9 protein-coding genes are annotated in these 13,565 nt (G+C 71.2%); 6 read left to right on the forward strand and 3 right to left on the reverse strand.

The features are described 5' to 3' along the window. Positions 1 to 5: 5 nt before the first annotated feature. Genes AB0F04_RS05265 through AB0F04_RS05275 form a run of 3 tightly spaced genes read left to right on the forward strand, consistent with a single transcriptional unit; the run spans position 6 to position 2,715 of the window. Positions 6 to 1,430, forward strand: coding sequence for an FGGY-family carbohydrate kinase (locus tag AB0F04_RS05265; RefSeq protein ID WP_362037947.1), 1,425 nt, complete (start codon positions 6 to 8; stop codon positions 1,428 to 1,430). 26 nt (positions 1,431 to 1,456) lie between these two features. Then, positions 1,457 to 2,494 (forward strand): glycerophosphodiester phosphodiesterase family protein, encoded by a 1,038-nt coding sequence (locus AB0F04_RS05270; protein ID WP_362037950.1) that lies wholly within the window; start codon positions 1,457 to 1,459, stop codon positions 2,492 to 2,494. Then, positions 2,494 to 2,715 (forward strand): hypothetical protein, encoded by a 222-nt coding sequence (locus AB0F04_RS05275; RefSeq protein WP_362037952.1) that lies wholly within the window; start codon positions 2,494 to 2,496, stop codon positions 2,713 to 2,715. Before AB0F04_RS05270 ends, AB0F04_RS05275 begins: the two co-directional genes overlap by 1 nt. 3 nt (positions 2,716 to 2,718) lie before the next feature. Here AB0F04_RS05275 and AB0F04_RS05280 read toward each other — a convergent pair whose 3' ends face one another. Further along, a complete protein-coding gene (locus AB0F04_RS05280) occupies positions 2,719 to 3,357 on the reverse strand; it encodes a DsbA family protein (RefSeq protein WP_362037954.1) in 639 nt (212 codons plus the stop codon). A 137-nt stretch (positions 3,358 to 3,494) separates the two neighbouring features. On the opposite strand from AB0F04_RS05280, the gene pepN reads away from it, so the two are divergent. Further along, complete coding sequence (pepN, locus tag AB0F04_RS05285; RefSeq protein WP_362037956.1) at positions 3,495 to 6,074, forward strand: aminopeptidase N; 2,580 nt, start codon at positions 3,495 to 3,497, stop codon at positions 6,072 to 6,074. A gap of 196 nt (positions 6,075 to 6,270) precedes the next feature. Next, positions 6,271 to 7,311, forward strand: coding sequence for a hypothetical protein (locus tag AB0F04_RS05290; protein ID WP_362037958.1), 1,041 nt, complete (start codon positions 6,271 to 6,273; stop codon positions 7,309 to 7,311). Positions 7,312 to 7,426: 115 nt separating this feature from the next. Here the strand turns inward: AB0F04_RS05290 and AB0F04_RS05295 are convergent, their stop codons facing one another. Continuing rightward, complete coding sequence (locus tag AB0F04_RS05295) at positions 7,427 to 9,187, reverse strand: TIGR03767 family metallophosphoesterase (protein WP_362037960.1); 1,761 nt, start codon at positions 9,185 to 9,187, stop codon at positions 7,427 to 7,429. Between the two features lie 281 nt (positions 9,188 to 9,468). Beyond that, positions 9,469 to 9,936 carry an NUDIX hydrolase gene (locus AB0F04_RS05300; protein ID WP_362037962.1) on the reverse strand — a complete coding sequence of 156 codons (468 nt, stop codon included), beginning with the start codon at positions 9,934 to 9,936 and terminating at the stop codon, positions 9,469 to 9,471. Between the two features lie 225 nt (positions 9,937 to 10,161). Between AB0F04_RS05300 and AB0F04_RS05305 the strand changes: the two genes are divergently transcribed. After that, the gene (locus AB0F04_RS05305) at positions 10,162 to 13,467 is read left to right on the forward strand and encodes a S8 family serine peptidase (protein ID WP_362037964.1); all 3,306 of its coding nucleotides are present in this window, start codon (positions 10,162 to 10,164) and stop codon (positions 13,465 to 13,467) included. Positions 13,468 to 13,565 lie beyond the last annotated feature (98 nt).

The raw sequence follows: 13,565 nt of genomic DNA on the forward strand, positions 1-13,565 counted from the left end.
ACCGCATGTACGTCGGTATCGATGTGGGGACGTCCATGGTCAAGGCGGCGGCCTTCGACACCACGGGCCGTCAACTGGGCGTGGAATCCCGGCCGGTGGGCCTCGCCCTGCACGGCGGGGTCGTCGAGCAGGACATGGAGGAGGTGTACGGGGCGGTCGTCGCGGTGCTGGAGGCGCTGACCTCCGCCGTGGACGAGCCCGTCGAGCTGGCCGGGCTCACCGGGCAGGGCGACGGGGTCTGGCTTGTGGACGGCGAGGGCCGGCCGGTGCGGCCCGCCGCCTCCTGGCTGGACGGGCGGGCACACGAACTCGTCGACGGCTGGCTGGCGGACGGCACGTTCGAGTCGGTCTTCCGGCGCACGGGCAGCGCGATGTTCCCCGGCTGCCCGGGGCCGCTGCTGGCCTGGCTGGACCGTCACGAACCGGAGGCGCTGGACGCCGCGAAGGCCGCCCTGTACTGCAAGGACATGGTGTTCCAGCGGCTGACGGGAGCCGCCGCGACGACGGATGTGTCGGACGCCTCCATGCCCTTCCTGGACCCGCGGACCCGGACGTACGACGACCGGGTCGTCGAGGTGCTGGGGCTGGCGCACCGCCGGGGTCTGCTCGCCCCGGTCAGCGACCCGGTGGCGACCGCGAAGACGCGCGGCGAGGGCCTGCCGCCGGGGACGCGCATCGCGAACGGGCCGTACGATCTGCCGGCCTGCGCGCTGGGCGCCGGGGTGACGTCCCCGGGGGACGGTCTGCTGATCGTCGGCACCTGTCTGGCCAGTCTGGTCGCCACGACCGAGCTCGACCTGACCGGGGAGCCGGCCGGTCTGTACATCTCCACCGACCGGCCCGGGCACTGGCTGCGCGCCATGCCCGCCATGGTCGGCACGGCGGCACTGGACTGGGTGCTGTCGACGACCGGAGTGCGGCACGACGAGGTGGACGGCCTGCTGGCCGGGACCCCGCCGGGCGCCAACGGCGTCTCGGTCCTGCCGTACTTCGCGCCCTCCGGCGAGCGCGCCCCGTTCGTGGAACCGCGGCTGCGCGCCGAACTCACCGGCGTCTGCCTGGAGTCGACCCGGGGGGATCTGGTCCGCGCCACCTGCGAGGGCATCGGGTACGCGGCCCGGCACTGCCTTCAGGCGGCGGGGCTCACCGGGAGCCTCGCGGTCTGCGGAGGCGGCACCCGCAGCTCCGCCTGGATGCGGCTGCTGGCCGACGTGCTCGGGCGTCCGCTGCGGGTCGTCGAGGGCGAGGTGGGTGCGCGGGGCGCGGTCCTGGCGGCGGCCGGACGGTACGGGGTGCCGCTGGACGCCGAGGCGTGGACGACACCGACGGCGGTGGTCGAGCCGGACCCGGAGCGGGCCGCGTTCCACGCGAGGGGCTACGAGGAGCACCTGGACCGGCTGGCCGGGGCACGGGCCCGGGCACGGAAGTGAACCTGTCATCGAGGAAGGGGAGTCGCATGCGGCTCGGACGGAGATCCCTCCTGCTCGCGGCGGCCGCGGGAACCACCACGGCCGCGACGGCCACCGCGGCGGCGGCCGGACCCCGCAAGGACACCGGCCCGGTCGTCATCGGTCACCGCGGCGCGGCCGGCTGGCGCCCGGAACACACGGCGCCCTCCTACATCCACGCCGTGCAGACGGGCGCCGACTGGATCGAACCGGACCTGGTGCCGACCAAGGACCACGTGCTGGTGGTCCGGCACGAGAACGAGATCTCCCAGACCACCGACGTGGCCCGGCACCCGGAGTTCGCGGACCGCCGTACGACGAAGACGGTCGACGGGCGGACGGTCACCGGCTGGTTCACGGAGGACTTCACGCTGGCCGAACTCAGGACGCTGCGGGCGGTGGAGCGGCTGCCCGCGGTCCGCAACCGCAACACCGTCTTCGACGGGCGCGCGCAGGTCATGACCTTCCAGGAGGTGGTGGACCTGGCGCGGCGGCTGTCACGGGAGCACGGCCGGACGATCGCGGTGTTCCCGGAGACCAAGCACCCGACGTACTTCCGCTCCCTCGGCCTGCCGTTGGAGCCGAGGCTGGCGGCCGCGATCCGGCGCAACCGGCTCGGCCGGCACGAGTGCGTCGTGCAGTCCTTCGAGCCGACGAGCCTCGCGCGCATGACGGGCCTCGGTGTGCCGCTGTGGCAGGCGCTGGGGACGACGGGCGGGCCGTACGACCTGCCCGGAAGGACCTACCAGGAGATGACGACACCGCAGGGGCTCGCGGAGATCGCCGCGTACGCGGACTGGATCGGGCCGGACAAGGCGTCGCTCGTCGGCACCTCCCTCGTCGAGGACGCGCACGCGGCGGGACTGCGGATCGGGCCGTACACCTTCCGCGCGGAGAACCAGTTCCTGCCGGAGCGGTTCCGGCGCGGGAGCGGAGCGAACGATTTCGGGGACACATTCGCCGAATACGCGCTGTACTACCGCATGGGGGTCGATGCGGTCGTGACCGACTTCCCGGACCTGGCGGTGATCGCGAGGAGAAGCTGATGTTCTTCAAGGACAAGCACTGCCCGACGTGCAAGGGCAGCGGCACGCAGGTGTTCACACCACTCAAGCCCGAGGAGCGAAAAGCCCTGGGGACGAACCGCACGGACCTGTGGCGCTGCACCGCCGCGGGCTGCCGGTGGTACCAGCCCTGGGACCACCAGGCCGGCGGGGGCCGGCTCCCGGAGGAGTTGCAGAACTTGGGAGCCGACGCCTCGCGGTGATCCCTACAGGTTGGAGAAGTCCGGGCCCTTGGTGCGGGTGCGCTTGATCTCGTAAAAGCCGGGGACCGACGCCACGGCGAGGGTGCCGTCCCACAGGCGGCCGGCCTCCTCGCCCTGCGGGGCCGGGGTGACGACCGGGCCGAAGAAGGCGATCTGCTCGCCGTCGGCTCCGGGCACGGCGATGACCGGGGTGCCGACGTCCTGGCCGACCTTGTCGATGCCCTCCTTGTGGGAGGCGCGCAGCTCCGCCTCGTACGGAGTGGAGTCCCAGTGCTCCAGGAGGGACTCGGGCAGGCCCACGTCCTTCAGGGCGGCGGCCACGGTCTCCTTGCCGGGGCCCTCGGCCCGGTTGTGGATGCGGGTGCCGAGTGCGGTGTAGAGGTCGCCGAGGACCTCGGGGCCGTGCTCCTGCTGCGCCGCTATGACGACCCGGACGGGGCCCCACGCCTTGGTCTCGAGCAGCTCGCGGTACTCCTCGGGCAGCTCGTCGAGCCGGTTCTCGTTCAGGACGGCGAGGCTCATGAGGTGCCAGTGGGCCTCGATGTCCCTGACCTTCTCCACCTCGAGCACCCAGCGGGAGGTCATCCAGGCCCAGGGGCACAGCGGGTCGAACCAGAAGTCGACCGGGGTCTTGTCCGACATGTCTCTCCTCGAAAGGCAACCGTTTCCCCGGCAACGCCGGTAAGCGCTCGCCTCATTCCCGGCTGCCCCGTGTCCGGGGCACGTGGCAGGATCGGGCCTGATCAGCCGTACCCCACGACATCCGAGGAGTGCCGCCCGTGCCCGGTGAGAATCTGTCCCGCGACGAGGCCCGGGAGCGGGCCGCCCTGCTGAGCGTCGACGGGTACGAGGTGTCCCTCGACCTGCGGTCCGCGGTCGGGGAGGACCGGGGGGACGGGCCCCGCACCTTCCGCTCCGTCACGGTGATCCGCTTCCGCTGCAACGAGCCCGGGGCGAGCACCTTCGCGGACCTGATCGCGCCGCGTGTGACGGCCGTCTCACTCAACGGCCGCGATCTGGACCCCGGAGAGGTCTTCGACGGCTCCCGGATCGCGCTGGAGGACCTGGCCGCGGACAACGAGCTGGTGGTCGACGCCGAGTGCGCCTACTCCCGCACCGGCGAGGGTCTGCACCGCTTCGTCGACCCCGAGGACGGCGAGGTGTACCTGTACACCCAGTACGAGCCGGCCGACTCCCGCCGGGTCTTCGCCAACTTCGAGCAGCCCGACCTGAAGGCCCCCTACCGCTTCGAGGTGCGGGCTCCCGAGGGCTGGACGGTGTGGAGCAACGGTGCCGGCGAGCAGACCGACGGCGTGTGGCGGTTCGCCGAGACCAAGCCGATCTCGACATACATCACCTGTGTGGTGGCGGGCCCGTACCACTACGTGACGGACTCCTACACGCGCACCTGGGCGGACGGCACGACGCTGGAGATCCCGCTCGGCGCCCTGTGCCGCAAGGGCCTCGCGCCCTACTTCGACTCCGACGACGTGTTCCTGGTCACCAAGCAGGGCCTGGACTTCTTCCACGACCACTTCGACTACCCGTACCCGTTCGGGAAGTACGACCAGGCGTTCGTGCCCGAGTACAACCTGGGGGCGATGGAGAACCCGGGGCTGGTGACGTTCCGGGAGGAGTTCATCTTCCGCGGGAAGGTGACGCAGGCGTCCTACGAGGGCCGGGCCAACGTCATCCTGCACGAGATGGCGCACATGTGGTTCGGCGACCTGGTCACCATGGAGTGGTGGGACGACCTGTGGCTGAAGGAGTCCTTCGCGGACTTCATGGGCGCGTTCTCGCTGGTCGGCGCGACCCGTTTCGCGGGCGGCTGGATCACCTTCGCCAACCGCCGCAAGGCCTGGGCCTACCGCGCCGACCAGCTCCCTTCGACGCACCCCATCACGGCCGACATCCGCGACCTGCAGGACGCCAAGCTCAACTTCGACGGCATCACGTACGCCAAGGGCGCGTCGGTGCTGAAGCAGCTCGTGGCGTACGTCGGTGAGGAGGCGTTCCTGGAGGGCGCCCGGCGCTACTTCAAGCGGCACGCGTACGGCAACACGCGCCTCGGTGACCTGCTGTCGGTGCTGGAGGAGACCAGCGGCCGGGACATGAGCGCCTGGTCGCGGTCCTGGCTGCAGACGGCCGGGGTGAACGCGCTGACGCCGCAGGTGCTGCTGGACGCGGACGGCCGCGTCGAGGAACTGGCGGTGGTCCAGGAGGCGGCCGAGTCGCACCCGGAGCTGCGGCCGCACCGGGTGGCCGTGGGCCTGTACCGGGTGACGGACGGCGGGACGCTGGAGCGCTACGCGCGCGTGGAGACCGACGTCGACGGCGCCCGCACGGTCGTCGCGGACCTGGCCGGCGCCGAGGCTCCCGATCTGGTCCTGGTCAACGACGACGACCTGACCTACTGCAAGATCCGCTTCGACGAGACCTCGCTGGCGACCCTGCGCGAGCACCTGGGCGCGGTCACCGATCCGCTCGCGCGTGCCCTGTGCTGGTCGGCGCTGTGGAACATGACGCGTGACGCGCTGCTCCCGGCGCGGGACTTCGTGGACCTGGTGCTGCGGTTCGGCGGGCGCGAGTCCGAGATCGGCGTCGTGCAGATGCTGCACGCGTGGGCGGAGTCGGCGGTCACCCACTACACGGCGCCCGCCCGGCGCGAGACGGCCGCCGCGCTGCTCGCCGAGGGCGCCCGGCGCGAGCTGTACGCGGCCGTGCCGGGCGGCGAGCACCAGCTCGCGTGGGCGCGTTTCTTCGCCCGGACGGCCACCACCGAGGCGGACTTCGCACTGCTGGGGGACCTGCTCGCGGGCACGGCGACGGTCGAGGGACTCGAACTGGACCAGGAGCTGCGCTGGGTGTTCCTGGAGCCGCTGGCCGCGCACGGGGTGGTGGACGAGAAGGCCCTGGCCGAGGAACTGGCCCGGGACGACACGGCCTCCGGCAAGCGCCACCAGGTGCGCTGTCTGGCCGCCCGTCCGTCCGAGGCGGTCAAGGCGCAGGCGTGGGCGCAGGTCGTGGAGTCGGACGCGCTGTCCAACGCCATGGTCGAGGCGACCATCGCGGGCTTCTCCCAGGGCTCGCAGCGGGAGCTGATCGCGCCGTACGCCGGGAAGTACTTCGCGGCGATCGAACGGGTGTGGGCCGAGCGGTCGATCCAGATCGGCATGCACGTGGTGCAGGGCCTGTTCCCCTCCCTCCAGCAGTCGCGGGAGACGCTGGACGCCACGGACGCGTGGCTGGACGCCCACGGGGAGGCGGCCCCGGCGCTGCGCCGGCTGGTGCTGGAATCCCGTGACGATCTGGCACGCGCGTTGCGTGGACAGGCGTGCGACGAGGCCGCTGACCAGTAGCTTTGGCCTGAGATCAGGGTGTTCGGTCTTCGTTACGAGACGAGTGCCCCCTGAGCCGTAACCCCTGGCCCGCACCCGAACGGACCAGGGGCTTTCGGCAACCGAACATCCGTCCTTTAGTGACGGGTTGTCCGTAATTGTCGACGGACTCGTAACAGCGGTTCAAAGAGGGTCGGAACGCGGGAAATTGCCAGTCATGACCCACAACACCCCGCTCTCCCCCCGCCCGCTGCACGACCTGTCCGGCGGTGGCCGTCCCCGCGTGCTGACGACGGTCCAGCTCCGCGCGCACGGTGTCTCCACGTCCGAGACGAACGAGCAGTGCCGTGCGGGCGGCCCCTGGCAGCAGCTCCTCCCGGGCGTCGTCCTGCTCCATCCGGGTCCGCCGACCAGCGAGGAGCGGCTGCACGCGGTGCTGATGTACGCGGCGCGGGAGCGCGACACCGGGGTGCCCGCCCAGCCCGGCGCGAGCCGGCCGCACGCCCCCGCCTACCCCGAGGTGATGATCACCGGCCTGGCCGCGCTGACGCTGCACGGCTTCTCCTCCACTCCCCCGCTGCCGTCCCTGGAGGCGATCGACGTCCTGGTCCCGCGGCTGCGGCGGCTGCGCTCCACGGGCTGCGCGCGCATCGTCCGCACGCCCGTCGTGCCGGACCCGGAACAGGTCACGGGGGTGCCGGTGGCACCGGTGGCCCGCGCGCTGGCCGACGCGGTGGCCGAACTGGCCGACGCCGTCACCGTGCGCCGGCTGCTCACGGAGGCGGTCCGGGGCGCCCACTGCGACCCGACGGCGGTGGTCCGCGAGCTGAACCGGGCCCAGCTGCTGAGCCGCCCGCACGTGGTGGACGCGGTGGAGTCCCTGCTCGCGGAGGGCCGGGCCCGCGCGGAGGACCGCCTGTACCGCATGATCGGCGAGTACGGCCTGCCCGACCCGGTCTGGAACGTCGACCTGCGCCTGCCCGGCGGCCCCTACCTCGGCGGGCTCGACGCGTACTGGCCCGACCAGGCGGTGGCGGTGGAGCTCGACACCCGGGCGCCCCGGCAGGACGACGACGCCCTGTGGTCCGAGTACGCCCGCAAGCGCGAGCACCTGGAGCGGCTGGGGATCACGGTCGTCCACATCACACCGAGGAAGCTGCGCGACGCCCCGGAGCAGCAGGCGACGGTGATCCGCACGGCCCTGATGGCCGCGGCCGACCGCGAACCGGCCGCGCATGTCGTGGTGTTGCCCCGGTAGTGACGAGCCGCGGCACCACCAGGAGGGGAGAGGAGGGGCCGCCGGGCACACCGGCGGCCCCTCCTCGTGCCCGGGGCCCTACCGGCCGCGGAACTCCGCCTCGGCGAAGCGGGTCTCAGGCCTTCTTCAGCACCAGCTCCGTGTTGCGGTCCTTCGGGTCGCCGCCGAGGGTCGTGCTCGCGCCGGGGGCGTTGAGGGACAGTTCGCGGTAGAGCGCCGCGAGGCCGGTCTGGGAGAGGTCGGAGAAGTCCGTGCGGTGCGGGGCCGAGGACTCGACCAGGGTCGTGAACAGGGAGATGGTGCCGTCCTTGTTGTCGGTCAGCTCGATGACCCGGGCGAGCTGCGGGAAGTCGACGTGGGAGGCGGTGGAGATCTCCCAGAAGGAGCCGCCGCTCGCCAGGGCGTGCGGGGTGATCACGTTCTTGTGGATGTGCCCGTTCACCCAGGCGAGCACCCGGGGGTGGTTGCCGAGCAGGGCGAGGACCTCCTGGCCGTCGTGGCGGCGCTCGTTCGGCCTCGCCGGGTCGTTGCGCAGGTTCGTCATCGTCTTGCTGGTGTGGTGGCTGAAGATCACCGCGTAGGAGTCCTTGTTGTCCCGCAGCGTCTTGTCCAGCCACTTCAGCTGGGCCGTGCCGATGGACCCCTCGTAGTGGCCGCCGGAGTCGGTGGTGTCCAGGCTGACGCCGATCACGTCGTCGGAGATGCGGAAGGCGTAGTACTGGGTGCCGGCGTCCAGGTTGGCGGAGGAGTAGCCGTGGCCGGCCGGGCCGAGGCCGCGGTGGGCGGGGTCCAGATGGGCCTTCAGGTACTCGGCCGGTGTGAAGGGGGCGCGCCGCTCGTCGGGGGTGACCGAACGCATGGAGCGGGCGTGGGACTTCAGGAAGTCGTGGTAGCGGACGCCCTGCGGGTCCCGGGCCTTCTTGATCTGCGCCTGGAGTTGCCGCGCCTCGGCCGCGGTCACCTCCATCAGCTTCTTGCCTCCGACGGCGAGTTCGGTGAGGTAGGAGTCGCCGTGCGAGGCGTAGCAGCCCATCGGCAGGGTGTCGTGGTTGCCGACGGTCGAGTACCAGGGCAGGTTGAGTCCGGGGCTGCGCACCTCACGGATCGCCGCCTTCAGGAAGCCGTCGAGCTGAGGAAAGCCTGCCTGCTTGTCACTGTCGCGGACGGCGGCGTCCGGCTGCCAGTACTGCTTGAGGCCGCTGTTCTGGACGCCCTCGTAGCGGCGCGGGTCCCCGGTGTTGGGTGTGATGCGCCCGCCGCTCATGATCTTCAGGTACCAGTCCAGCTCGGACTTGGCGTTGTTGTCCGTGTTGTCGCCGGTGGTCATGGCGAAGTGCAGCGGGGAGCCGGTGACGGGGCCGCCGCGCAGCGCATTGATCCGCTCCACGAGCGCGATCGCGCCCTGCACGGTCAGCGCCTCGTGCGGCCGCCAGGCGTGGATGTCGGCCGAGCGCAGGTACTCCAGGCGCAGCGGGTGCTGCGCGTCGATGATGTGCAGGTCGGTGAGCTGCACGAACGCGGCGAGCGCGGTCCGCCGCCCGGCACGGCCGGACTTCGGCGCGGCCAGGTCGGAGCGGACGACTCTGCCCCAGCCGGGGCCGTCACCGAGACGCCGGTAGCCGGAGGCGCCGCGCGGGCTGGCGACGTTCGCCACGGTGGTGCCCTTGATGTAGGGGGCGAGCGGCGCGGCAGGTGCCTGCCGCGAGGAGGCGGCGACGGCCTCGGTCGCCTGCTGGGTGGCGGTGGCGGCCTGGCTGTCGCTGGGCCGCAGGGCGTAGCCGACACCCCCGGCCAGGGCGACCGCACCGGTGGCGGCGAGGACGGAACGACGGTGGATGCCCTGGCCGGAGCCGGCGACTGAGCGTGTGCGCGACATGCGCTTCTCTCCCCGAGTGCGAACGCGTCGGCAGTGGTCGCGAGGCGTTCACGGCGTGAACACCTCGCTCGTACTGGATCGTTCGCAGCGGGAATGACCTGCGCGTGAACGAGGCGGCAACGCGCAACGCCGATCACCGAACGTGGATCTCGGACTGCCCTGCGTGTCGCCGCCTGCTCCGGATACGGCCCGGAGCCGGTCACGCGGCGTTCATCTTCCGGGGTACCGCACCCGGTTCGGGCTTCAGGCTCCTCGCTCCTGCTCCCGGTCCGGTCTCCGGGTCACTGCACCTGACCCGGGGCGTCGGCCAGCCGTCCGGTGGCCGGGCGTTCGCGCCACATCCGCAGCGCGATGTCGACCATCGAGATCCGCACCAGCCCGGGGACCGTGTCCAGGTCGTGCCAGGCGGCGAGGTCGGTGGAGCCGTTCACCTCGTTGCGCAGTTCACCGCCGATGATGCGGCCCTCGTAGACCAGCCGGACGCCGTGGTGGTCGACGGGGGCTTTGAAGCCGTTGCGGAAGACGCTGTGCGAGGAGTTCACGCCGAGCAGCCCGGTCACCTCGATGCGGTACCCGGTCTCCTCCTCCACCTCCCGCCGGACGGTGTCGTAGGGATCCTCGCCGTGCTCCATGCCGCCGCCCGGCACGACCCACTCGGGCGTGCCGTCCCAGGCGGGCGAGCGGGCGAGGAGGATCTGTCCGTCCCGGACGCATATGGCGTAGGCCGCCACCCTCAACTTCTGTCGCACTCCGGGACGTTAACCGATTTCTTCGCCACCTTCGGGACTGATGTCCACAAATCGCATCGCGGGTTTTCCCCATACATCCATCTCGTTTGGGTCAACACTCCCCAAAGGGCTTCACCTTGCGTAAGGCTGTGCGATCGTCCGGGCTTGCCGTTCGGACCATCTGCGACCAGGACCGATCGGGCCCCGGTCGCTTCCCGCTCGTTCCTTTACCTACAAGGGATGCCGATGACCCCTCCCACCCCGCGCGATCAGATATCGGGCCCGAGACGCGTGGCCCGCATCGCCGTGGCCGCCGGTCTCGTCGCCGCGCTCTCCGCGGCCGGGCCGATCCCGATGGCCTTCTCCGCCGACGGCCCGGGCGCTGACGCCCCGGCCGAGCCGAGCGTCAAGTCCGCGCACGCCAAGCTCGGTTCGGGCGACGCGGACCTGCTCGCGGAGGCCAAGGCCGACGGCGACAAGACCGTCACCATGATGATCGCGACCGCGCCCGGGAAGACCGAGCAGGTCGCCGGGCAGCTGGACGCGGTGGGCAGTTCGCTGATCGGCAAGACCGACGACCGGCTCGGTTACGTCCGCGTCACCGTCCCCACCGGCAAGGCCGACAAGACCATCGAGTCGGTGCAGAAGCTCTCCTCCGTGCAGGCGATCGACCTCAAGGAAGAGATCGAGCTGGACGACCCGGTACCGGGGGGAGCGAACCCCGGCGGGACCACGGCTGCGGGAACGGGGTACGCGGCACCTGACAAGAACACGCCGGCCACCAACCCGTACAACCCGTCGTTCGAGACAGGTGCCGTCTCCTTCGTCCAGGACCACCCGAAGTACGACGGACGCGGGGTGACCATCGGCATCCTGGACTCCGGTGTCGACATCGCCCACCCCGCCCTGCAGAAGACCACCACCGGCGAAAGGAAGATCGTCGACTGGGTCACGGCCACCGACCCGGTCTCCGACCGGGACGGAACGTGGCTTCAGATGACCGGCTCGGTGACCGGCCCGGTGTTCACCGCCGCCGGCCGCACCTGGAAGGCACCCACGGGCACCTTCCAGTTCCGGACATTCGCGGAGTCGGCGGCCGCGGGCGGCGACGTGGCCGGTGACCTGAACCGGGACGGCGACAAGACGGACGTCTGGGGCGTGCTCTACGACCAGGCCGCGGGCACGGTCCGGGTCGACCTCGACAACGACGGTGACTTCACCGACGACGAGGTGATGAAGCCGTACAAGGACGGCTTCCAGATCGGCTACTTCGGCACGGATGACCCGAACACGGTGATCGCCGAACGCATCCCCTTCGTGATCGAGATCCGCAAGGACGTCACCTACAACCCGGCCGGCGACAAGGCGGACTACGTCAGCATCGGCGTCATCACCGGCCGGCACGGCACCCACGTCGCCGGTATCGCCGCTGCCCGCAGTCTGTTCGGCGGGAAGATGAACGGCGCCGCACCCGGCGCGAAGCTCGTCTCGTCCCGTGCCTGCAACTGGACCGGCGGCTGCACCAACATCGCCCTCACCGAGGGCATGATCGACCTCGTCACCAAGCGTGGCGTCGACATCGTCAACATGTCCATCGGCGGCCTGCCGCCGCTGAACGACGGCAACAACGCCCGCGCCCGCCTCTACACGCGGCTCATCGACGAGTACGGCGTCCAGCTGGTGATCTCCGCCGGCAACTCCGGGCCGGGCACCAACACCATCGGCGACCCCGCCCTCGCCGACAAGGTCATCTCCGTCGGTGCCTCCGCCTCGAAGGAGACCTGGGCCGCCAACTACGGCTCGGTGGTGGAGAAGAAGTACGCGATGATGCCGTTCTCCTCGCGCGGCCCCCGCGAGGACGGCGGCTTCGCGCCGACCCTCACGGCGCCGGGTGCGGCCGTCAACACCATTCAGACCTGGGCGCCCGGCGCCCCGGTCGCTGAGGCCGGCTACTCCCTGCCGCCCGGCTACGGCATGCTCCAGGGCACCTCGATGTCCTCCCCGCAGGCCGCCGGCGCCAGCGCGCTGCTCCTGTCCGCCGCCAAGCAGCGGAAGATCAATCTGCCCCCGGTCGCCCTGCGCACCGCGCTGACCAGCACGGCCCGTCAGATCAAGGGCGAGCAGGCCCATGAGCAGGGTGCCGGTCTGATCCGCATCGTGCAGGCCTGGGACGCCATCAAGGACGGCGCCACCGCCCACAGCTACACGGTGAGGGCCCCGGTCGACACCGCGCTCGACCAGTCCCTGAAGGAGCCCGGCTTCGGCACCGGACTCTACGACCGTGAGGGCGGCCTCAAGGCCGGTCAGAAGAAGACGTACGAGGTGACCGTCACCCGTACCACCGGTCCCGACCGCCCGCTGCGGCACGAGCTGGAGTGGGAGAACAACGACGGCACCTTCCGGCTTCTCGGCGACGACGACGTCGTGCTGTCGCTGAACAAGCCGGTCACCGTCAAGGTCCAGGCCCGGGCGAAGACTGCGGGCCTGCACAGCGCCATCCTGCAGGTGGATGACGAGCGTACCGAGGGCGTGGACCACCAGATGCTCGCCACCGTGGTTGCGGCACACCCCCTGGCGAAGCCCTCGTACTCCTACAGCACCGCCTCCTCGGTGCAGCGCAACAACAGCGTGTCCTACTTCATCACGGTCCCCCAGGGTGCGAAGACGCTGGAGGTGGCGCTGAGCGGTCTGAAGGAGAAGAGCCAGACGCGCTTCATCTCCCTGCACCCGGCGGGGCTGCCCGTCGAGGACTCGGCGACGATCTACTGCTACCCGCACTACTCGCTGCCTTCCGACCCCAACACCTGCCGTCCCGACCTGCGGACCTACACCGACCCGCAGCCCGGCGTCTGGGAGGTCGAGATCGAGTCGCGGCGTACCTCCCCCGACCTCGACAACCCCTTCAAGCTGGACGTGTCGGTGCTCGGTACCGCCTTCGATCCGGCGGTGACCAGGATTGCCGAGGTGAAGCCCGGCACGCCGGTCGCCGCCACGTGGACCGTGAGCAACGACTTCGCTGCTCTGGAGGGCAAGCTGGAGGGCGGCTCGCTGGGTTCCGCCGTGCTCGACACGCCGAGCATCGGTCACCAGCAGGTGCGGACGACGACCGTCGAGGTGCCCGCGGGCGCGGAGCGACTGGACGTCTCCATCGGCAAGGTCTCCGACCAGGGAGCGGACCTCGACCTGGCGGTGGTCAAGGACGGCGTGACGGTCGGTCAGTCCGCCGACGGTGACTCGGAGGAGTCCGTCCGTCTGGACAAGCCCGCCGCCGGTACCTACACGATCCGGGTGGAGGGCTACAGCGTGCCGTCCGGTTCGACGACGTACGCCTACCAGGACGTCTACTTCACCTCAGCCCTGGGCTCGGTGAACGTCGCCCCCGGCAGCAAGGTCTCGCTGCCCGCCGGCGCCTCCGCCAAGGTCACCGCCGACGTGCTGATCAAGGCGGCCGGTCCGGCGGGCCGTCAGTTCTTCGGCGAGGTCAGGCTGGTCAACGCCCGCGGCAGCGCGGCGGGCCTGGGCACGGTCGTCATCGAGAAGGTGACCGGCTGACGCCTGTGCCGGCCACATGGTGAGGGGCGGGTGCTCCCCTGCGGCACCCGCCCCTCACCCGTGCCCCGCCCCACTGCCGGCGCGGGGCCTCTTCTCGC

The sequence above is a fragment of the Streptomyces sp. NPDC029041 genome, assembly GCF_040637515.1.
Taxonomy (GTDB): Bacteria; Actinomycetota; Actinomycetes; order Streptomycetales; family Streptomycetaceae; genus Streptomyces.

Bases quoted from the DNA above. Each gene is read 5' to 3' on its own strand.
- AB0F04_RS05270 (WP_362037950.1), top strand. From the start codon at position 1,457: ATGCGGCTCGGACGGAGATCCCTCCTGCTCGCGGCGGCCGCGGGAACC.
- AB0F04_RS05305 (WP_362037964.1), top strand. From the start codon at position 10,162: ATGACCCCTCCCACCCCGCGCGATCAGATATCGGGCCCGAGACGCGTG.
- AB0F04_RS05275 (WP_362037952.1), top strand. From the start codon at position 2,494: ATGTTCTTCAAGGACAAGCACTGCCCGACGTGCAAGGGCAGCGGCACG.
- AB0F04_RS05290 (WP_362037958.1), top strand. From the start codon at position 6,271: ATGACCCACAACACCCCGCTCTCCCCCCGCCCGCTGCACGACCTGTCC.
- AB0F04_RS05280 (WP_362037954.1), bottom strand. From the start codon at position 3,357: ATGTCGGACAAGACCCCGGTCGACTTCTGGTTCGACCCGCTGTGCCCC.
- AB0F04_RS05295 (WP_362037960.1), bottom strand. From the start codon at position 9,187: ATGTCGCGCACACGCTCAGTCGCCGGCTCCGGCCAGGGCATCCACCGT.
- AB0F04_RS05265 (WP_362037947.1), top strand. From the start codon at position 6: ATGTACGTCGGTATCGATGTGGGGACGTCCATGGTCAAGGCGGCGGCC.